A 19,080-nucleotide genomic window follows, 5' to 3' on the forward strand; every position below is an offset into this window, starting at 1 on the left:
CGCACAGTATGCCGCCGACATGCGCCGGCGGCCGAGCGACGACGCTAGAGGCTGAGATCGAACCGCAGTCCCGCGACCCAGGCGTTGGGCAGATCCCGCAGGCGGCCCGGCGCGTTGAACTGGTCCGGATGCATCACGTAGTGCAGGCTGGGGGCGATGCGCAGGTGCGGATTGATCGCGAAGCCATAGCTCAGTTCCATCATCGTCTGGCCGCTTTGCGGGGTACCGGCGCCGCCGGCCGCGGCCCGGGCCAGGCGCAGGTTTTCCAGCGCGTCGTCGCTGTATTGCTGGCGGGTGACCACCAGCGCGATATCGTCCTGCGGGCGGCTGGCGAAGGTGCCCTTGTGCACCAGGCCGGCCTGGGCGAACCAGTCCTCGATCAGCTGGCCCGAGGTGCCCTTGAGCACGGCGCCGAACAGCGTCAGTCCGTGCGTGGCGTCCGGCCCGCTGACCTGCTGTTCGAAGCGGGCGTACACGCCGGAGCGGCCATGCCGGCTGGCGTAGTCCTGGCCGCTGAGCACCGCCGGCGTGCCGGCGGCGTCGTCCAGCGGATCGCGGTAGGGGGCGTTGTCCTGCCAGCCGCCAAGCTCGTACATCGCCTTGTGGCGTGCGTCGGCCGGGCTCTGCCAGCCGACCGCGTAAGGCACGATCCAGCCGGTCGCCTCGCGCGTGCTCCAGCGCAGGCCGTGCTCGCCGTCCTCGGCCTGGCTGGGGTCCACCTGATAGGCGCCGACGTGCACGTAGACCTGCGGCGTCACCCAGGCCTTGGCATCGGCCATCCAGCTGGAGACCGGCCACCAGGTGAAGCTGCTGGTGCGGAACACATAGGTCGGGTTGCCGCAGGCCGAGTTCCCCTGGAAGTACTGGCACAGCTCCGAACCGAGGAAGTGGATGTTGGCCACGCTGCGCCCGGCCTCGAGCACCAGGCGGCCGTCGAGCAGCTTCTGTTCCAGCGTCAGGTTGGCCAGACGCGTGCCCTGGCCGCCGTAGATCTCCTGCACCGAGGTGCTGTTGCCCAGGCTGCTGTTGACCAGGTTGGTGCCGTGCCGGTTGATGACATAGGCCTTGAGCGTGGCCCCGGACCAGCCGAAGGCCTTGTCCAGGTCGACGTCGACGCCGGCCATGGCCTGGCCCGCGTAGGCACTGCCCGACCCCTGGCCGCCGCCGAGCATCGCGGCGGCCTCGCCGGTGTAGGACAGCTTGGGCGTCACCGCATCCTGGGCATGGGCCATAGGAGCGAGAGCCAGGGTGAGCGCGGCCGGCAGCACGCGATGGAGGAGGGTGGACATGCGTCGGGTTCCTGATCAGGAGAACGGCGTGGGTGAGGACGCGCGGCTGCGGCGCCGCGCGAGGCAGTCGGAGCGAAGCGGCTAGGCCCGAACGGGTCAGCCCTTGGCCACGACCGGCTTCTTGAACAGGCGCAGGGCCACCGCCGTGACGACCACGCCCACGACCAGGGCCAGCAGATAGGTGCCCAGGTGGGTCACTGCGTTCGGGATCGGCAGGACGAACACCCCGCCGTGCGGCACCTTCAGCTCGGCGCCGGCCGCCATCGAGATCGCGCCGGCCACGGCCGAGCCCAGCACCAGCGCGGGGATGGTGCGCAGCGGATCGCGCGCGGCGTAGGGGATGGCGCCCTCGGTGACGAAGGCCAGGCCGAGCACGCCGGCCGCACCGGCGGTGCCGCGCTCCTCGGCAGTGAAGCGATTGCGGAACAGCCAGGTCGCCAGCGCGATGCCCAGCGGCGGGGTCATGCCGCCGATCATGGTCGCGGCCATCGGCGTATAGACCTGGCTGGAGATCAGCGCGGTCGAGAACGCATAGGAGGCCTTGTTGACCGGCCCGCCCATGTCCACCGCCATCATCCCGCCCAGCAGCAGGCCCAGCAGGATCGCGCTGGTGCCCTGCATGCTGCGCAGCCATTCGGTCAGCCAGGTCAGCAGGTGCGCCACCGGCGTGCCGATCACGTACATCATCAGCAGGCCGACCAGCAGCGTGCCCAGCACCGGCAGGATCAGGACCGGCTTGAGGCCCTGCAGGCTGCGCGGCAGGCGCAGCACGCGGTTGATCCAGGCCACGCCGTAGCCGGCGACGAAGCCGGCCAGGATGCCGCCGATAAAGCCGGCGCCCATGTTCGCCGCGACCACGCCGCCGATCATGCCCGGCGCGATGCCCGGCCGGTCGGCGATGGAGTAGGCGATATAGCCGGCCAGCGCCGGCACCATCAGCAGAAAGCCGCCCTTGGCCCCGATCTGCAGCAGGCTCCAGGCCAGCGTGCCGCGATGGGCGTCGTCGCCGGCGTAGATGCCACCGATGGCGAAGGCCAGCGCGATCAGCAGGCCGCCGGCGGTGACGAAGGGCAGCATGAACGACACGCCCGTCATCAGGTGCTTGTACGGGCCGGCGCTCTTGGTCTTCTCGCTCGGCGCGGCCTGCGCGGCGCTGCCGGCCTGCACGCTGGCCTCGGCCAGCGCCTTGCGGATCAGCGCCTGGCCATCGTTGATGGCCGGCTTGGTGCCGCTCTTGAACACCCGCTTGCCGCCGAAGCGCGACAGCTCCACCTCGCGGTCGGCGGCGATCAGGACCACGTCGGCCTGAGCGATCTCCTCCGCGCTGAGCGTGTCCTGCGCGCCGACCGAGCCCTGGGTCTCCACGCGCAGGTGGTGGCCCAGCGCCGCGGCGGCCTGCTGCAGGCCCTCGGCGGCCATGAAGGTGTGCGCGATGCCGGTCGGGCAGGAGGTGATGGCGACGATGCGCTTGCCGCCCTGGGCGGCCGGCGCGGCGGCGGCCGCGCCGACCCAGCCGGCCAGCACGCCTTCGGGGTCGTCCAGCACGGCATCCAGGCTCACCTCGGTGAGCGCGGCCTGGCCGAAGCGCGCGCGCTCGGCATCGCCGTTGCCGACCAGCAGCACGGCGCCGGCGCCCGCGCACTGCCCGGGCTGCAGCGCCCCGGTGATGCCCTGGTCGCTGCGGATCTCCACGGCCGGCTCCAGGCCGCGCTGACGCGCCGCCCGGCGCAGCGCCTCGGCGGCGAGGACCGCCTCGGTACTGCGCGCGCCGGCGGCGATGACCACGATGGAAGCTTGCATGGGAGAACTCCTGGAAATCTGGGATGTGCCGGGCCGCTGACGGTCAGGCGATGCGTTCGATCCGGACCTCGCCGGCCCAGGCGCGGACCTGGGCCGGATCGAGCCGGCGGGCATCGCCGCTGTGCAGGCGGCTCATGGAAAAGGCGGTGGCCCGCTGCGCGCAGCCGGCCAGGTCGAAGGAGGGCTCCAGCAGCGATGCGGCGATGCCGGCCACCATCGCGTCGCCCGCGCCGACGGTGCTGCCATCGGCCAGGCGCGGCGGCCGGGCGAGCAGGGCGCCGCTGGCATCGAGGAACAGCGCACCGTCGCCGCCCATGGACACGACGACCAGCGACACCCCGCGCGCCAGCAGCGCGCGGCCGGCGTCCAGCACCGCCGCGCTATCGTCCAGGGCGTGGCCGGTCCAGGCCTCCAACTCGTGGCGGTTGGGCTTGACCGCGAACGGCACCGATCCGCCGTCCAGCGCGGCCACCAGGGCGGGGCCGCTGCTGTCCAGCAGCACGCGCGCGCCGGCCGCCTGCACCTGGGCCTGCAGCTGCGCCCAGGCAGTGAGCGGCAGGCCGGCCGGCAGGCTGCCGGACAGGACCACCGGCATCTGCGGGGTCAGCAGCGCCGCCAGGCGCTGGCCGACGGCGTTCAGGTGGCCGGCGTCCAGGCACAGGCCGGGCAGGTTGATGTCGGTGGTGCGACCGTCGCGCTCGACCAGCTTGATGTTGGTGCGGGTCAGCCCCGGCACGCGCAGGCAGGCATCGGCGATGCCGCGCAGCTCGAACAGGCCGCGGAACACCGCCTCGTTGTCCACGCCGATCACGCCCAGCGCCGTGGTCGGCACGCCCCAGTCGGCCAGGCAGGCGGCCACGTTGATGCCCTTGCCGCCGGCGTCGTCCCGGCTGCGTCCGGCACGGTGCACGTGGCCGGGCTCCAGCGTCTCCAGCCGCACGGTCTGGTCGATCGCGGGGTTCAGGGTGACGGTCAGCACGCGTGGACTCATGCGCTTGCTCCCTCGAGCGCGCGGACCTGGGTGGCGTCGGCGCAGGCCAGGGCCTGCCGCGCCAGCGCCTGCAGATCGGCCAGCGCCGCGCCGCGCAGGCGCGCCTTGACCGCGGGGATGTCGTTGGGCGTCATTGACAGCTCGTCCACGCCCAGGCCGGCCAACAGGCAGGCGCCGAACGGATCGCCGGCCAGGCCGCCGCACACGCCGACCCAGCGCCCGTGCGCGCGGGCGCCTTCGACCGTGCTGTGGATGGCGCGCAGCACGGCCGGATGCAGGCTGTCGGCCTCGGCCGCCAGTTCCGGGTTCTGGCGGTCGATCGCCAGCACGTACTGGGTCAGGTCGTTGGTGCCGATGGAGAAGAAGTCGGCATGCTGGGCCAGCAGATCGGCCTGGGCGGCCGCGGCGGGCACCTCGATCATGATGCCGATCGGTACCTGCGGGGCGCCCACTTCGCTGCGCAGCCGTTCGCAGATCTCGCGCAGGGCGATCAGCTCGGGCACCGAGGTGATCATCGGGAACATGATCGACAGGCGCGCGCCCTGGGCGGCGGCGCGGTACAGCGCACGCAGCTGCGGTTCGAGCAGGTCGGGCCGGCGCAGCAGCAGGCGCGCGCCGCGCACGCCCAGGAACGGATTCGCCTCGTGCGGCAGCTCCAGGTGCGCCACCTGCTTGTCGCCGCCGATGTCCAGCGCACGCACGATCAGCGCGCGTCCGTCCAGCGCGGCGGCCATGGCCACATAGGTCTGGAACTGCTCTTCCTCGTCCGGCGTGCTGCTGCGCTCCAGGAACAGGAACTCGGTGCGCATCAGGCCCACGCCCTCGGCGCCCTGTTCCAGCGCCAGCGGCACCTGGTCGGGCAGATTGACGTTGGCGCCGATGTCGATGCGATGGCCGTCGGTGGTCTGCGCCGGTTGCGCCCGCTGCTGGGCCTCGCGCTCGCGCACCTGGCGCTGCTCGTCGATCCAGGCGCGCGCGGCGGCCAGGTCGTTGGCCGAGGGCGACAGGTACAGGCGCCCGCTGTTGCCGTCGAGGATGGCCTCGGTGCCCGGCGCCACGGCCAGTAGGTCGGCGCCGCCGGCCACCAGCGCCGGCACGCCGAGCGTGCGCGAGAGGATGGCGGTATGCGAGGTGGGGCCGCCCTGCGCGGTGGCCAGGCCGAGCACGCGTTGCGGATCCAGGTTGGCCGTGTCCGACGGCGACAGGTCGGCCGCCAGCAGGATGCAGGGATGGTCGGGTAGCTCGGCCAAGCCGCCGCCGGCGGCGCTAGGATCGAGCTGGGCCAGCACGCGCCGGCCGACGTCGCGCAGGTCCGCGGCGCGTCCGGCCAGCACCGGATTGCCCAGCGCCGCCAGGCCCGAGGCGGTCTGTTCGATGGCCTGGTGCCAGGACCAGGCCACGCCGTGGCCTTCGACCATCAACTGGCAGGCGCGGGTGATCAGATCGGTGTCGTCCAGCAGCGCGCCCTGGGCCTTGAAGATCGCCGCGTCCGCCGCGCCCAGCCGGCGCTGGGTGTCGTCCTCCAGCGCCCGCAACTGCTGGCGGGTGCGGCTGAGGGCCTGATGCAGCTGCGCGCCGCCTTCGCCCAGCGGCGTGGGGCGGTCGGCCACCTCGGTCTGCGCGCCGGCCAGCACGTGCACCGGCGCGATCGCCAGGCCCGGGCTGGCGCCGATGCCGACGATGGCCGCCTGCGCCTCGGGCGGGGTCCAGCCGTTGACCGGCGCGGCGCGGCGCTGGGCGGCGCGTTCGGCGTCGGCCTTCTCCTGCAGGATCAGCCCGTCCATCGCCTTGCGCAGGGCGGCCAGGGCCGGCTCGGCGTCCTGGCCCTCGGCCGAGACCACGATCGCGTCGCCCTGGTGCAGGCCCAGCTGCAGCAGCGCCACCAGGCTCTTGGCGTCGGCCGCCTGGTCGCCGGCGCGAACCTGCAAGCGCGCCACGAAGTGGCGCGCGGCCTCGGCCCAGCGCGTGGCGGGGCGCGCATGCAGCCCGTTGGGGTAGGCGATGGTCCAGTCGAATCGATGCTCGAGGTCGGTAGCCGGCGCGGCCGGCTGGGCAGCGGTGTCGCCGGAAAGCGCGGCGACGATCTGCTCCGCTTCCGTGGTGGCGAACAGGCGCTGCAGCGTCGCCTCGTCCTGGATCAGCCGCGTCAGCCGACGCAGCAGGGTGATGTGCGTGTCGGACTGGGCGGCGATGCCGACCACCAGACGGGTGATCTGGCCCGGATTCCATTCCACGCCCTGCGGCAGCTGCAGCACGGCGATGCCATCGCGGCGCACCAGGTGACGGTCCTCGCCCAGGCCGTGGGGAATGGCCACGCCGTGCCCGAGGAAGGTGTTCGCCAGCTCCTCGCGGCGGGACATGCTGGCCTGGTAGCCCTCGGCCACGCAGCCGCCCGCGGTGAGCAGCTGGGCGACCTGGGCGATGGCATCGGCCTTGTCGCGGGCCTGGGCATTGAGGCGAACGAGTTCCAGCGCGACCGGCGCGGGGGAGGGTTGTGGCGACACGAGGAACTCCAGGCAGATCTCTTGAGATGTAATTGGGAACGTTCCCAATCAAAATTTCAATGTGCACTGCACAAAAGCCAAAAGGATTGGCCGCGCTACGCTGTGACCGGGTCACGGCAGCCGGCGCCGGCGAGGAAGCGAGGGAAACGATCCCAGTGAGCATCAGCATCAACGACGTGGCCCGCGTGGCGGGCGTGTCCAAGTCCACGGTCTCGCGCGTGATCGGCGGCGGCGCGGTCAGCGCCGAGGTGCGCGCGCGGGTGGAGGCGGCCATCGCCCAGACCGGCTACCGGCTCAACCTGCAGGCCCGGCGCCTGCGCTCGCGCCACAGCGGCATCATCGGGGTGATCGTGGCCGACATCCGCAATCCCTTCTTCACCGCGCTGATCCGCGCGGTGGAGGCGGTGGCCTATCAGCAGGGGCTGCGCGTCATGCTGTGCAACACCGACGAGGATCCATCGCGCGAGGCGCTGTATCTGCAGATGATGCAGGAAGAGCGCATCAGCGGCCTGATCTTCGCGCCCACCCGTACCACCGTGGGCCGGCTGGAGCGCATGCAGTGGGACTATCCCACCGTGCTGGTCGACCGCGCGCCGGCCAGCGGACGGCACGACAGCGTGGTGATCGACAACGCCGCGGCCATGACCGAGCTGGTCGGGCATCTGCTGGCGCAGGGCTATCGCCGCATCGGTGGCCTGTTCGGCAGCACCAGCACCACCGCGACCGAGCGCCGCGACGGCTATCTGGCCGCGATGCAGGCCCACGGCCTGGCGCCGGACTATCGCGAGATCGAGCCCACGGCGGAGGCCGCCATCGCCACGGTCGGCCCGTGGCTGGCGCAGCCGGACCGGCCGCGTGCGCTGGTGACCAGCAACAATCTGCTGCTGATGGGCGCGCTGCGCGCCGCGCGTGCGGCGACGCTGTCCATTCCCGATCAGCTGGCCCTGGCCGGCTTCGACAACGAGCGCTGGACCGAGCTGGTCGAGCCCGGCATCAGCGTGGTCGAACAACCCGTCGAGGAGATGGGCCGGGCCGCCATGTCGCTGCTGCTGGAGCGGATGAAGTCGCCCGAGCTGCCCGTGCGCCGGCTGGTGATGGCCACACGCTGCGTGCTGCGCGGTTCGACCTGCGCCATGCAGCCCTGACGCGACGTGGCGGCTTGGAACCGCTCGGACGTGCGCCATCGGCCATGTGGATGGGGGCTCTAAACCCGCGCGCGCTTTCCCGCATCCAAGCGGCAGTCATCGAAACCCAAAGGTCCATGGATGCGCCGTTTCAGCTTTGCTTTCGCCCGGAAAGGCAATCGGGTCTGGCTCGGCATGCCGCCCTTCATGGCAGCGCTCCTGGTGCTGCTGGCCGGCCTCTCGGGACAGGCCATGGCCCAGGTCCGACCCGCCGAGCTGAAGCAGCTGGTCGACAGCTACGCCACGAACCGTGGCTTCAATGGCGTCGTGCTGGTCGCCCAGCATGGACGCGTCGTGTACCGCGCCGCCTACGGGCTGGCCAACCGCGAATGGCAGGTGCCGAACGCGGCCGACGCGGTGTTTCGGATCGGCTCCTTGAGCAAGCCGATCACCGCCATCCTGGTCCTGCAACTGGTGCAGGAGCACAAGCTGCGGCTGGACGGAACGCTTGGCGAGTATCTGCCCGCGCTCTATGGCGACACGCCCGCGGCCGCGGTCACGGTGGCGCAACTGCTCAACCATACCTCGGGCATCGTCGATGTCCCCAGCAGCTACGACGATCCATGGTGGCAGACCCAGGCGCGACAATCGTTCGCGCCCCAAGACTTCGCCAAGGCGTGGATCACGGGAACACTGCAGAGCGCCCCGGGCACGGTGTGGCGTTACAACAACTCCGGCTACTTCCTGCTCGGCCTGCTCATCGAGCAGGTGACCGGCGCCAGCTATGAAGCGAACCTGCGGAGCCGGATTCTCGACAAGGCCGGCATGAAGCACAGCGGGCTGTACCACGCCAGCGAGGTCATCCCACGCCTGGCCGAGGGCTATCAGACCAAACCCGATCTCAGCCTGGCACGGCCCATGCCGATCGATCCGACGGTCTCGTTTTCGGCTGCCGGTCTGTATGCCACGGTCGACGATCTGTTCCGCCTGGATCGCGCCCTCTATGGAAACGCGCTCCTGGACGAGCGCTGGCGGCAGGCCATGTGGACCGACTACCGCTCCGAGTACGGCTATGGCTGGGGAGTGGAGCAGTGGCATACGCCGTCGGGCGGCACGTACAAGGTGGTGTCGCACACGGGCAGCGTGCCGGGTTACCAGAGCTTCTGGCTCCGCTCCGAACAGGATGAATCGATGGTGGTCATCCTGGACAACTACTGGCAGGGCGAGACCGTGGCGACCCTGGGCAGGGACTTGATGGACGTGCTGCACGGCAAGCCGGTAACGCTGGCCAGGAAGAACCTGGGCGACCTGCTGATTCCCTTGGCCCTGTCACAGGGCGTGGAGGGCATGCGCAAGGCCTACGAGGCGCTGGGCGCGAACGCCAGCCAGTACGACACGTCCGAGCGAGCGCTGAACACGCTCGGCTATCGCCTGTTGAGAATGCAGCGCGTGCCGGAGGCCATCGTGGTCTTCCAGTGGAACGCCGGAGCGCATCCGGCATCGGCCAATGTGCATGACAGCCTGGGCGAAGCCTATCGCGCCAACGGACAGCGTGAGCAGGCGATCCGCAGCTACCGGAAGGCCTCGGAACTCGCCCCTGACGATGCCCGCCTGCGCGGCATCCTGAAGGAACTGGGAAGCGAGTGAACCGGCGCGCGGCGTCGCCGGCGCCCAGGGTGCTGGCGCTTCAGGCGGGCGAAAGAAGCGCTGGCAGGGTCTCCTGGATGCGCCGGTCCAGCAGGTCCCAGTCGATCTGCGACAGGTCCGCATGGCCGGCGGTCGCCTCCCGCAGCAACTGGCGCTGGAGCTCGCTGCGTTCCAGCGCCACCGCGTAGGGAATGCGCATGAAGGTGACCATCGTGTAGTGCGGCACGAAGCGGTTCGGGTGGCGCTGCTGCAGCGCCTGTTCGAGCTGGCGCTGGAGCAGGAAGTCGGCATCGTCCACGCGGTCGCGCATCTCGATGTAGTTCTCCAGGGCCATGGCCTGGATCGCCGCGGCATTGGGCTTGCGCTGGGCCTCGAAGGCCGCGTAGGCCTGCGCCAGTGAATCGGCCCGGTCCAGCTGCTCGGCCAGCGCCACGCAGTCCTCGAAGGCGCAGTTCATGCCCTGGCCGTGGAAGGGCACCATCGCGTGCGCCGCATCGCCCAGCAGGACCGCGCGCCCGCCAAGGTGCCAGCGGTCCAAGTAGAGCGTGCCCAACAGGCCGGGCGGATGCGCCTCCCAGTCGTGAACCAGCTCGGGGATCAGGGGCAGGGCGTCGGGAAAGTCGCGTTCGAACAGGGCGCGGGCCTGCGCGCCGCTGGCGACCGTGGCGAAGCTGGTCGGCCCCTCGTTGGGCAGGAACAGGGTGACGGTGAAGGTGCCCTCGTCGTTGGGCAGGGCGATGCACATGTAGTCGCCGCGCGGCCAGATGTGCAGCGCGTTGGGCTCGATGCGGAAGCCGCCGCCCTCGGCCGGCGGGATCTCCAGTTCCTTGTAGGAATGCCCCAGGAACTCGGTGCGCGCGCCCAGCGGGCAGGCGCGGTCCATCGCCGCGCGCAGCGCCGAGCCGGCGCCGTCGGCACCGATCAGCGTGTCGAAGCGGATGTCGTGCGGCGAATCGTCGCGGTCATCGATGAAGCGCGCATAGCCGGCCGGGAAATCCACGGTGTGCAGGCGGCGGTAGAACTGGATCTTCGTCCCGGCCGCCTCGGCAAGGTCGAGCAGGGCGATGTTGAGGTCGGCGCGGTGGATGGACCAGATCACCTCGCTGTCGTTACGGCCATAGCGCTGCAGCTGCGGCGCTTCGCCGAGCGCATGCACCATGCGCCCGCGCATCATCACCGCGCGGGCCATCACCGCGTCCTCGGCGCCGGCCTGGCGCAGGGCGTGGCGGCCGCGCTCGGCCAGGGCCAGGTTGATCGAGCGGCCCGATTCGTAGCCCTTGATGCGCGGATCGCCGCGGCGCTCGAACAGGGTCACCTGCCAGCCGCGCTGCGACAGCAGGATCGCCAGCAGGCTGCCGGCCAGGCCGGCGCCGATCAGGGTGATGGGGCGTGCCGAGACGTTCAACGCAGCGCGCCCGCTGTGGCGGCCCGGCTCATACGCCGCGCCACAGTTCCACTTCCTCGACGAAGCGGTAGACGTCCTTGAAGCTGTTGTAGAGCGGCACCGGCGAGATGCGGATCACATCCGGCTCGCGCCAGTCGCCCAGCACGCCCACCGAGGCCAGGTAGTCGAACAGCTCACGGCCGCGCTCGCGCCCGCCGGCCACGCGCAGCGACAGCTGGCAGCCGCGGCGCTCGGGCTCGGCCGGCGTGATGATCTCCAGCGTGTCCAGCACGCGGGCCTCGATCAGTTCCTCCAGGAAGCCGGTCAGCTGCTCGGACTTCTCGCGCAGCGCCGCCATGCCGCCGGCGCGATCGACCAGCGCCAGCGAGGCCAGCAGCGGGGCCATCGCCAGCACCGGCGGGTTGCTCAGCTGCCAGCCTTCCGCGCCCGGCGTCGGCGTGAACTCCGGCGCCATCAGGAAGCGGGTCTGCTTCTCGTGCCCCCACCAGCCGGCGAAGCGCGGCCGGTCGGTCTGCGCGTGGCGCGCATGCACGAAGGCACCGGCCACCGCGCCTGGTCCGGCGTTGAGGTACTTGTAATGGCACCACACGGCGAAGTCCGCGTCCGCATCGTGCAGTGCCAGCGGCAGATTGCCGACCGCATGGGCCAGGTCGAAGCCGACCACCGCGCCGGCCGCATGCGCCAGCCGCGCCACCTCGGCCAGGTCGAAGGCCTGCCCGGTGCGGTACTGGATGCCGGGCCACAGCACCAGCGCCAGGCGCGGGCCGTGCGTGGCGATCGCCGCCTCCAGCGCGGCCATCGAGATGGTGCCTTCGGGCTCGTCCGGTTCCAGCTCGATCAGGTCGGTGGCCGGGTCCAAGCCATGGAAGCGGATCTGCGATTCGACCGCGTGCCGGTCGGAAGGAAACGCCCCGCCCTCGATCAGGATCGCCGGACGCTCGCGCGTGGGCCGGTAGAAGCTGACCATCATGAAGTGCAGATTGGCGGTGAGGGTGTTCATCGCCACCACCTCGCTGGGCAGCGCGCCGACCACCCGCGCCAGCGGCTCGCGCACCTGCTCGTGGTAGGTCATCCACTGACCCTGGCCGCGGAAGTGCCCTTCCACCGCCTCGTGCGCCCACTTGTCCAGCACCTGTTCGACCGCCTTGCGCGCGCCCTTGGGCTGCAGGCCCAGCGAGTTGCCGCAGAAGTACACCTGTTCGGTCTGCCTGTGCCGGGGGATCAGGAATTCCTGGCGGAAGTCGCGCAGCGGATCTGCGGCGTCCAGGGCGATGGCATGCGTGCGGGCGTCGGACATGGAAACTCGGGAACTTGAGCGAATCGAAAGAAGCACCGGCGCCGGCGGCCTCGACCACGCGGCGAAGCCTCGAAGTCTACCCGGGCGCACCGCCCGCCGCCGCGACCGGGGCCGCGGAGGACCGGGCATGGCGGCGGCGCAGCAGGTGGGTGACGGTATCGACGCTGTCGGCGATGCGGTCGGCCGCATCGAGCAGGGCGAAGGCGGTCTCCTGCGCGTGCGGCACGGCCTCGGCCAGGCGGCGTTCGTCGGGCCGCAGGGTGGGAATCTCGGAGAACTTGCCGGTCTGGCGCAGGTAGCGCACCTGGGCACCCAGGGCCGCGTCCAGCGCCTGGGCGAAGGCGCCTAGCTCGGGCAGATCGGGCAGCGAGGCGCCCTCGCGCAGCTGGGCCTCCAGCGTCAGCGGCGCCCGCATCAGCCGCGTGGCGTTGGCCAGCAGCGATTCGGCCAGCTGCGCCTCGTCGCGGTTGCCGTGGCGGCGCGGCTCGGCGCGCAGCCGGTCGATCGAGGCCTGGACGTTGGTACGCGCCGCGCGCGCGGCCACGCGCGTATCGTCCAGCACGTCGACGCGCCCGGCCAGCAGGGCACTCAGGTGTCGCTGGTCGGCCTCCAGCAGGGTCGCCAGCGCGGTGCGGGTGCGCTTGCCTTCCCAGGTGGGCCACAGCGCATAGGTCAGCATCGCCAGTGCGCTGCCGATCAGCGTGGCGACCACGCGCGCGCTCAGCGCCTCGCCCGGCGCATAGCCCTCGAAGGACAGCAGCATCACCAGCATGCCGGTCAGCAGGGCCACGCCCAGGCCATAGTTCATCTGCGTGGTCAGGCGGAAGCCGAAGCAGAACAGCCACAGCAGCAGCAGGCGCACCACCGTGCCGTCCATCGCGTAGTGGATCAGCGCGGTGCCGACCACCAGCCCGGCCAGGGTGCCGACCACGCGCCCGGCGCCGAAGCTCAGGGTGCCGCCGAAATCGGGCTTGAGCACGATCGCGGTGGTCATCGGGATCCAGGTCCCGTGCGGCAGCTTCAGCGTCTTCTCCAGCACCAGCGCGACCATCAGCGCCGTGGCGCAGCGCAGGGCATGGCGGAATGCGGCCGAGGACAGCGTCAGGTTGGCGCGCAGCGTGACCCAGGGCGAATTGGGCCGCATCGACGGCGGCAGCCGCGCCTCGACCTGCTGGGCGTTGATCTGGCCCTGGCTGCTGGCCCAGTAACCGTTGCGCACCAGCGCACGCAGCTGTCCGGCCAGTCCCGCGGCGCGACCGCTGGCCAGGCGCAGCAGGCGCTGATCGCGGCTGCCGGTGGCGCTCTTGCGCGCGGCCTCGACCGCCGGCACCAGCGCCTGCAGCCGGGCCACGTCACCCTCTGCGCGCTGCGGCGAGGCGGCCTCGCGCAGCGCCGCGGCCAGATGGTCGAGCACCAGCGCGGCCTGCTTGAGCACGGTCTCCAGCAGTTCGCGCGCCTTGGCGTCCTCCAGGCGCGCGTGCACGTCGGCCAGCGCCAGCAGGTCGATGCGGGTGCGCTCGCACAGCTCGGCCATGATGCGGAACGACTGCAGCGCCACCCCGCGCGTATGGTGCTGGCCGTGCAGCAACAGCAGCGTGTCCTGCGCCGCCTGCAGGGTGGGCGAGGGCTGGCTGGCGTCGGGACGGGTGCGCGCGGTGATGGCCAGCTGCTGCAGGATGGTCGCCAGGGCGAAGCGCTCGGGCCGGTAGCGCTGCAGCGGCCAGGCGGCCACCGCCATCACCATCTGCAGCAGACCGCCGGCGAAGATCAGCAAGGCCACGCCCGGCGCCTGCGCGGGCGACAGGCCCATGTTGGCGCAGACCATCAGCAGGATCATGCTGGCCAGACCGTTGCGCGCGGCCAGCGGCCCCAGCGCCACCACCAGGCCGCCGGCGAAGCCCACCGCGAACACCGCCACCGCCAGCAGCGCCAGGTGTTGGCCGACCAGGATGCCGACCGCGGCCGACAGGCCGGCGATCGAGGCGGTCATCAGCATGCGCCGCATGCGCAGCCCATAGGCGCCGGGCTGATCGGCGAACATGGTCTGCAGTGCGCCGATCGCCATCCCTAGGCCGATCGCCGGCTCGCCCGCCCACACCCCGCCCGCCAGCGAGGCGAACACGGCAAAGGAGTTGCGCAGCGCGACCCGCACCGGGATATCGCGGGGTTTGAGGCGGATCAGGCTGCGCAGGAACGGGGACATGGGAAAGAAGTGGGCGAAGCGGGGCGAGGCGTGAGCAAGCGCGGAGGCGAGGCCGGCCTGGACTCAGCCGCCATCGCTCACGCCTCGTCCCACCACGCGCGCCTGCTCACGTATCCGGCATCACATAGCGCGTCGGCGCCGGGTTGAGGTGACCGCAGGCCTGGCAGGTGCGGTGCTCGCGCGAGGCGTAGAAGCGGTCGAACACCGGCGGGAAGTCGGTCTCGATGTTGCGCAGGGGGAAGTACTCTTCGTACAGCTTGTGGTTGCAGCGCTCGCAGAACCACAGCAGCCCGTCCTGCTCGTGTGGCAGGCGACGGCGTTCGATCACCAGCCCGACCGAGTGCTCCATGCGCTGCGGCGAGTGCGGCACGCGCGGCGGCAGCAGGAAGATCTCGCCGGCGCCGATCGGGATATCGCGTGGCGCGCCGTCCTCCTGGATGCGGAGCACCATCTGCCCCTCCAGCTGGTAGAACCACTCCGGCCCTTCGTCGTAGTGGTAATCGGTGCGCGCGTTCGGCCCGCCGACCACCATGACGATGAAGTCGCCGGCGTAGATCACCTTGTTGCCGACCGGCGGCTTGAGCAGGTGGCGGTGTTCCTCGATCCAGGCCTGCAGGTTGAGCGGGGCGGGCAGCATGGCAGGCTCCTGGGAACGGGGCGGGGCAACGCGGCTAAGCGTCGCGCTTGCCGGTGGTCGGCATCGCCGCCAGGGCGCGCGCGTAGGCCGGCTGCAAATCGTCGGGGCCGGCCACGTCCATGCCCAGCTCGCGCACGCGGCCGTCGGACAGGCTGTAGCACCAGCCGTGCACGGCCACCTGCTGGCCGCGCGCCCAGGCGTCCTGCAGGATCGTGGTGTGGCACAGGTTGGCGACCTGCTCGATCACGTTGAGCTCGCACAGGCGCGCATGCCGCAGGGCTTCGTTCTCGACCCGTTCCAGCCGCGCCGCGTGCTTGCCGGCCACGTCGCCCACGTGCCTCAGCCAGTTGTCCACCAGTCCCAGGCGCATGCCGGTCATGCTGGCATGCACGCCGCCGCAGCCGTAGTGGCCGACGATCAGGATGTGCTCGACCTTGAGCACATCGACCGAGAACTGCACCGCCGAGAGGCAGTTGAGGTCACTGTGCACCACCACGTTGGCCACGTTGCGGTGCACGAACACCTCGCCCGGGTCCAGGCCCAGGATCTGGTTGGCGGGCACGCGCGAATCGGAGCAGCCGATCCACAGATAGCGCGGCGACTGCTGCTTGGACAGGCGTTCGAAGAAGCCCGGATCGTCCTTGCGGACCTTGTCGGCCCAGTCCAGGTTGTTGCGCAGCAGGTCGTTGAGATCGGTCATGCCGCCGATTATCGCAGAAGCCCCCGCGAAGGCGGTATGGAAGCCCTGGCCCAGCGCGTGGTGGGGAGACAGGTGGGAGCTTGGTGGGAGCCGCCATGGCGGCGATGGGCCTTCCCAGCAAGGCCCGATCGCCGCCGTGGCGACTCCCACCCAGAACGCACTACTACCGCTGGCAATGCGCGCAGTCGTACAGCCGCCGCCCCGCCAGCTCACGGCGACGGATCAGCGTGCCGCAATCCAGACATGGCTCCCCGGCCCGGTCGAAGACCTTGAAGGCGAAGCCATCGGGCGTATCGGTCAGGTAGTCGGCGCGCATGCCCGCCGCCTTGCGGATGCCGCGGCTGCGATAGCTGCGGCGCGGCACGTCCAGCAGCGCCCTGGCCAGCAGCCGGCGCTCGTCCGGGTTCAAGCCCGCCGCATCGCGCGTGGGCGCGATGCCGGCCTCGAACAGCACCTCCGAGCGCAGGTAGTTGCCCATCCCGGCCAGGAAGCCCTGGTCCAGCAGCAGCGCCGCCAGCGACATGCGCATGAAGCGCGGCTCCTGCAGGCGCTTTTCCACCGCAGCGGCGGTCAGGCGCTTGTCCAGCACGTCCGGTCCGAGCTTGGACAGGAAGGGATGGCTGGCCAGCTCCGCGTTCTTCCACAGCGCGATGTCCGAGGCCGAGTACAGCAGGATGGCCTTGTCGGCCGTCTCCAGCGCCACGCGCAGGCTGCGGCTGGTCTCCGGTCGCTCGCCGGCCTCGGCGATCCGCCATACCCCATAGAGCTGGTTGTGGGTGTAGAGCGTGGTGCCGTTGTCGAAGCGCGTCAGCATCGCCTTGCCATGCGTGTCGATGGCGGTGATGCGCGCGCCGATCAGCCCGCGCTGCTTGGACTTCAGCGAGGGTGGGTAGAACCACACCTGCTCCAGGGGCTGGTTGCCGACCGCCTCGAACAGGCGATCGGCGGCGCGACGGATCTCGGGACCTTCAGGCATGGGCGGATTCGATCAGGGAAAGAGTCGCGGCCGCGTGCAGGCGTCAGATCGACTGCAGGCGGCCGCCGTCCACGGCCAGGCTGACGCCGGTGATGTAGCCGGCGGCGGGGCTGGCGAGGAAGGCGATGGCCGCGGCGATGTCGGCCGCTTCGCCGATGCGGCGCACCGGCACGCCCTGGGCGATGCCGTCGATGACCTGTTCGGCGCTCTGGCCGCTGGCCTGCATCCGGTCCTGGACGATGTGGTCCATGCGCGCGGTGCGGGTGAAGCCGGGCAGCACGTTGTTGATGGTGATGCCGTCGGGCCCCAGCTCGCGCGACAAGGTCTTGGCCCAGCCGGCCACCGAAGCGCGGATGGTGTTGGACACGCCCAGGTTGGGGATCGGCTCGTAGACCGAGGTCGAGACCACGTTGACGATGCGGCCCCAGCCCGCGGCGCGCATGCCGGGCAGCACCGCCTGCACGCGCACATGGTTGGCCAGGGTGTGGTGACGGAACGCGGTCAGGTACGCCTCCAGGTCCGCATCGATGGCGCGTCCGCCCGGGGGGCCGCCGCCGTTGTTGACCAGGATCTGGACCGGCTTGCGCGCGGCCAGTGCGCCGACATCGGTGGCGAGCATGTCGCTCTTGCCATCGTCGCCGACCAGCCAGCCATGCGCCTGGCCCTCGTGCACGCGTGGCAGTTCCGCCACGACCTGCTGCAGCCTGGCCTGGCGCCTGGCCAGCACGGTGACATCGCAGCCCAGCAGCGCCAGCTCGACCGCCGCCGCCTGGCCGATGCCCTCCGAGGCGCCGCAGACCAGCGCATGGCGGCCGGAAAGGTTCAGGTCCATCGCAATGCTCCCACTCAGATGCAGGGCCCCACTGTGCCGCCGCGCAGGTGACGGCGTCGAGTTGCCGTGCTGTTTGTGGGAGCCGCCATGGCGGCGATGGGGCTTTCCCGGTAAAGCCGGTCGCCGCCATGGCGGCTCCCACGGGGCGCCCTGCGTCAGTCCGCTGTATCGATCGAGCCGCGCATCAGCGCGGCCACCTCATGCGCCGCGGAATCCGCGCGCGTGGAAAGGTCGTCGATCACGGCCTGCTGGTTGACGCGCGGATGGTTCTGGCTGAGCTTGAACTTCAGCTCGATCCGCTCGACCACCAGGCGAAAGCCCACGATGCCGGCCAGCTGCCGGACCAGACGCGGATCCTCGTACTCGAAGCGCCAGTCGCGGCCCACGCTGGCCTCGAAGTGCGCGCTGAGCCGGTCGACCAGGTCGGCCAGGGCATCGGTGTCCTCGATGCGCTCGAGCACTCCGTGCAGATGGGCCACGGCATAGTTCCAGGTCGGTACCCGCGCGGCCTGCGCCTTGTCCGGATAGGCCGAAGGCGAAACATAGGCATGCGGGCCGTGGACGATGGCCAATGCTTTTCCGCTGTGACGCGCCTGCGGGTTGGGCCTGGCCCAGTGGCCTTCCAGCACGATGCGCGCGCCGTCGCGGGCGTAGCGCACGGGCAGATGGCTGACCTCGGGCGTGCCGTCGTCGCGCCCGGTGATCAGGGTGACGAAGGCGTCGCGCGCGATCAGCGCGTCCAGCCGCGCCAGGTCGGTTTCGGCGAAGGCGCGCGGCGTATACACCGCCCAGGCTCAGGCGTGCCCGCCGGCCAGCCGCTGCACCATCAGCGGCTTGAGCGCGGCATCGTCGTCGGCGTGCGGCGGGATGACCTCGTGCAGCGAGAAGCCGCGCAGCAACGCATCCTCCTCATCCAGCCCGTCGTAGGCGACGAACTCGGCGTCGAACAGCGCCGCGCGGGCGCTGTCCTCGCTGTCGTAGGCCAGCGTGTTGCCGTCGCTGTCCAGCACCTCGGCGGTGCCGGCCTCCTTGATCCGCAGCCGGGCCCAGATCAGGGTCTGGCCCAGCGTGGCCAGCCACCACTGGACGCGTGTCGTGTCGCTCATTTCACCACCTCGTAGGCCAGCCACAGCAGCCCGGCCATGGCCAGGCCGCAGACGATCACCAGCGCGGCGATGCGCGCCGGCGTGGCCAGGCCGTTCAATGCACCGTCCTGGCGCTGCAGATAGGTACCGCGCAGCAGCCAGGCCAGCGCGGCGGGTTTCATGAAGGCGCCGGCCCCCAGTTCCGCGGCGACCTGGGGATGGCGGTCGCGCACGTGGATCAGGGTCAGCGGCCAGAAGATCACGAACGCGCAGAACCCGGCGATCGCCGTGGCCACGAACAGCAGGGCGAAGAACAGGATCACGACAGCACCAGGCCCGCCAGCGAGGGCAGGGCGACAGAGCACACCGCCAGCACCGTGGCCCAGATAAGCGGCGCGCGCAGGCCCTGCATCGCCGCGCGCACCTGCGGATCGGCCTTGGTGGCGCGCAGGTCCAGCCCCTGTTCCTGCTTGGCCATCAGCAGCTTCTGCAGGCGCAGGCTGCGGGTGATGCCGACCAGGCCCAGGCCGAAGGCCGCGAATCCGGCGATGAACGTCGCCACCTGCACCCAGAGCTGCGCGTGCATGTGC

The 19,080-nt window shown here is 71.1% G+C and carries 17 protein-coding genes; 2 read left to right on the top strand and 15 right to left on the bottom strand.

All coding sequences use genetic code 11. From position 1 onward, the window contains the following. Positions 1–44: 44 nt before the first annotated feature. The 4 genes from LAJ50_RS09935 to ptsP form a co-directional block, all read right to left on the bottom strand. Entirely contained in the window at positions 45–1,289 is a 1,245-nt protein-coding gene (locus tag LAJ50_RS09935; protein ID WP_138651107.1) for a carbohydrate porin, read from the bottom strand. A 96-nt stretch (positions 1,290–1,385) separates the two neighbouring features. Next, entirely contained in the window at positions 1,386–3,089 is a 1,704-nt protein-coding gene (locus LAJ50_RS09940) for a fructose-specific PTS transporter subunit EIIC (protein ID WP_138651106.1), read from the bottom strand. Between the two features lie 43 nt (positions 3,090–3,132). Further along, on the bottom strand, positions 3,133–4,080 hold the full coding sequence (gene pfkB, locus LAJ50_RS09945) for a 1-phosphofructokinase (protein WP_138651105.1): 948 nt from the start codon (positions 4,078–4,080) through the stop codon (positions 3,133–3,135). Continuing rightward, a complete protein-coding gene (gene ptsP / locus LAJ50_RS09950) occupies positions 4,077–6,584 on the bottom strand; it encodes a phosphoenolpyruvate--protein phosphotransferase (protein ID WP_138651104.1) in 2,508 nt (835 codons plus the stop codon). Before ptsP ends, pfkB begins: the two co-directional genes overlap by 4 nt. A 155-nt stretch (positions 6,585–6,739) precedes the next feature. Here ptsP and LAJ50_RS09955 point away from each other — a divergent pair, with 155 nt between their 5' ends. Next, a complete protein-coding gene (locus tag LAJ50_RS09955) occupies positions 6,740–7,729 on the top strand; it encodes a LacI family DNA-binding transcriptional regulator (protein ID WP_138651103.1) in 990 nt (329 codons plus the stop codon). Between the two features lie 120 nt (positions 7,730–7,849). Next, complete coding sequence (locus tag LAJ50_RS09960) at positions 7,850–9,355, top strand: serine hydrolase domain-containing protein (protein ID WP_138651102.1); 1,506 nt, start codon at positions 7,850–7,852, stop codon at positions 9,353–9,355. A gap of 40 nt (positions 9,356–9,395) precedes the next feature. Here LAJ50_RS09960 and LAJ50_RS09965 read toward each other — a convergent pair whose 3' ends face one another. From LAJ50_RS09965 to LAJ50_RS10015, 11 genes are all read right to left on the bottom strand, one after another. Continuing rightward, positions 9,396–10,760 (bottom strand): NAD(P)/FAD-dependent oxidoreductase, encoded by a 1,365-nt coding sequence (locus LAJ50_RS09965; RefSeq protein ID WP_224096536.1) that lies wholly within the window; start codon positions 10,758–10,760, stop codon positions 9,396–9,398. 28 nt (positions 10,761–10,788) lie between these two features. Next, the gene (gene kynU, locus LAJ50_RS09970; protein ID WP_138651101.1) at positions 10,789–12,057 is read right to left on the bottom strand and encodes a kynureninase; all 1,269 of its coding nucleotides are present in this window, start codon (positions 12,055–12,057) and stop codon (positions 10,789–10,791) included. Positions 12,058–12,133: 76 nt separating this feature from the next. Next, entirely contained in the window at positions 12,134–14,260 is a 2,127-nt protein-coding gene (locus LAJ50_RS09975; RefSeq protein ID WP_138651100.1) for an FUSC family protein, read from the bottom strand. A gap of 106 nt (positions 14,261–14,366) precedes the next feature. Beyond that, entirely contained in the window at positions 14,367–14,897 is a 531-nt protein-coding gene (locus LAJ50_RS09980) for a 3-hydroxyanthranilate 3,4-dioxygenase (protein ID WP_138651099.1), read from the bottom strand. A gap of 34 nt (positions 14,898–14,931) precedes the next feature. After that, positions 14,932–15,597 (bottom strand): carbonate dehydratase, encoded by a 666-nt coding sequence (gene can / locus LAJ50_RS09985; RefSeq protein WP_138651098.1) that lies wholly within the window; start codon positions 15,595–15,597, stop codon positions 14,932–14,934. Positions 15,598–15,760: 163 nt separating this feature from the next. Next, a complete protein-coding gene (gene nei, locus LAJ50_RS09990; RefSeq protein ID WP_130551984.1) occupies positions 15,761–16,573 on the bottom strand; it encodes an endonuclease VIII in 813 nt (270 codons plus the stop codon). 43 nt (positions 16,574–16,616) lie between these two features. Continuing rightward, the gene (locus LAJ50_RS09995; RefSeq protein ID WP_138651097.1) at positions 16,617–17,405 is read right to left on the bottom strand and encodes an SDR family oxidoreductase; all 789 of its coding nucleotides are present in this window, start codon (positions 17,403–17,405) and stop codon (positions 16,617–16,619) included. Between the two features lie 155 nt (positions 17,406–17,560). Continuing rightward, positions 17,561–18,190 (bottom strand): FMN-binding negative transcriptional regulator, encoded by a 630-nt coding sequence (locus tag LAJ50_RS10000; RefSeq protein WP_138651096.1) that lies wholly within the window; start codon positions 18,188–18,190, stop codon positions 17,561–17,563. 9 nt (positions 18,191–18,199) lie between these two features. Then, positions 18,200–18,511, bottom strand: a complete 312-nt coding sequence (locus tag LAJ50_RS10005; protein ID WP_138651095.1) for a hypothetical protein — start codon at positions 18,509–18,511, stop codon at positions 18,200–18,202. Then, complete coding sequence (locus tag LAJ50_RS10010; RefSeq protein WP_130551980.1) at positions 18,508–18,813, bottom strand: hypothetical protein; 306 nt, start codon at positions 18,811–18,813, stop codon at positions 18,508–18,510. The genes LAJ50_RS10005 and LAJ50_RS10010 overlap by 4 nt, the downstream gene beginning before the upstream one ends. Then, a complete protein-coding gene (locus LAJ50_RS10015; protein WP_130551979.1) occupies positions 18,810–19,076 on the bottom strand; it encodes a hypothetical protein in 267 nt (88 codons plus the stop codon). Before LAJ50_RS10015 ends, LAJ50_RS10010 begins: the two co-directional genes overlap by 4 nt. Positions 19,077–19,080 lie beyond the last annotated feature (4 nt).

The sequence above is a fragment of the Pseudoxanthomonas sp. X-1 genome (assembly GCF_020042665.1).
In the GTDB taxonomy this organism is placed as follows: domain Bacteria; phylum Pseudomonadota; class Gammaproteobacteria; order Xanthomonadales; family Xanthomonadaceae; genus Pseudoxanthomonas_A; species Pseudoxanthomonas_A spadix_A.

What these genes read in the sequence shown, in the direction of transcription:
- nei (WP_130551984.1), bottom strand. Translation starts at nt 16,573, where the DNA reads ATGCCTGAAGGTCCCGAGATCCGTCGCGCCGCCGATCGCCTGTTCGAG.
- LAJ50_RS09995 (WP_138651097.1), bottom strand. Translation starts at nt 17,405, where the DNA reads ATGGACCTGAACCTTTCCGGCCGCCATGCGCTGGTCTGCGGCGCCTCG.
- LAJ50_RS09940 (WP_138651106.1), bottom strand. Translation starts at nt 3,089, where the DNA reads ATGCAAGCTTCCATCGTGGTCATCGCCGCCGGCGCGCGCAGTACCGAG.
- kynU (WP_138651101.1), bottom strand. Translation starts at nt 12,057, where the DNA reads ATGTCCGACGCCCGCACGCATGCCATCGCCCTGGACGCCGCAGATCCG.
- LAJ50_RS09975 (WP_138651100.1), bottom strand. Translation starts at nt 14,260, where the DNA reads ATGTCCCCGTTCCTGCGCAGCCTGATCCGCCTCAAACCCCGCGATATC.
- LAJ50_RS09960 (WP_138651102.1), top strand. Translation starts at nt 7,850, where the DNA reads ATGCGCCGTTTCAGCTTTGCTTTCGCCCGGAAAGGCAATCGGGTCTGG.
- LAJ50_RS10005 (WP_138651095.1), bottom strand. Translation starts at nt 18,511, where the DNA reads ATGAGCGACACGACACGCGTCCAGTGGTGGCTGGCCACGCTGGGCCAG.
- pfkB (WP_138651105.1), bottom strand. Translation starts at nt 4,080, where the DNA reads ATGAGTCCACGCGTGCTGACCGTCACCCTGAACCCCGCGATCGACCAG.
- can (WP_138651098.1), bottom strand. Translation starts at nt 15,597, where the DNA reads ATGACCGATCTCAACGACCTGCTGCGCAACAACCTGGACTGGGCCGAC.
- LAJ50_RS09980 (WP_138651099.1), bottom strand. Translation starts at nt 14,897, where the DNA reads ATGCTGCCCGCCCCGCTCAACCTGCAGGCCTGGATCGAGGAACACCGC.
- LAJ50_RS09935 (WP_138651107.1), bottom strand. Translation starts at nt 1,289, where the DNA reads ATGTCCACCCTCCTCCATCGCGTGCTGCCGGCCGCGCTCACCCTGGCT.
- LAJ50_RS10015 (WP_130551979.1), bottom strand. Translation starts at nt 19,076, where the DNA reads ATGCACGCGCAGCTCTGGGTGCAGGTGGCGACGTTCATCGCCGGATTC.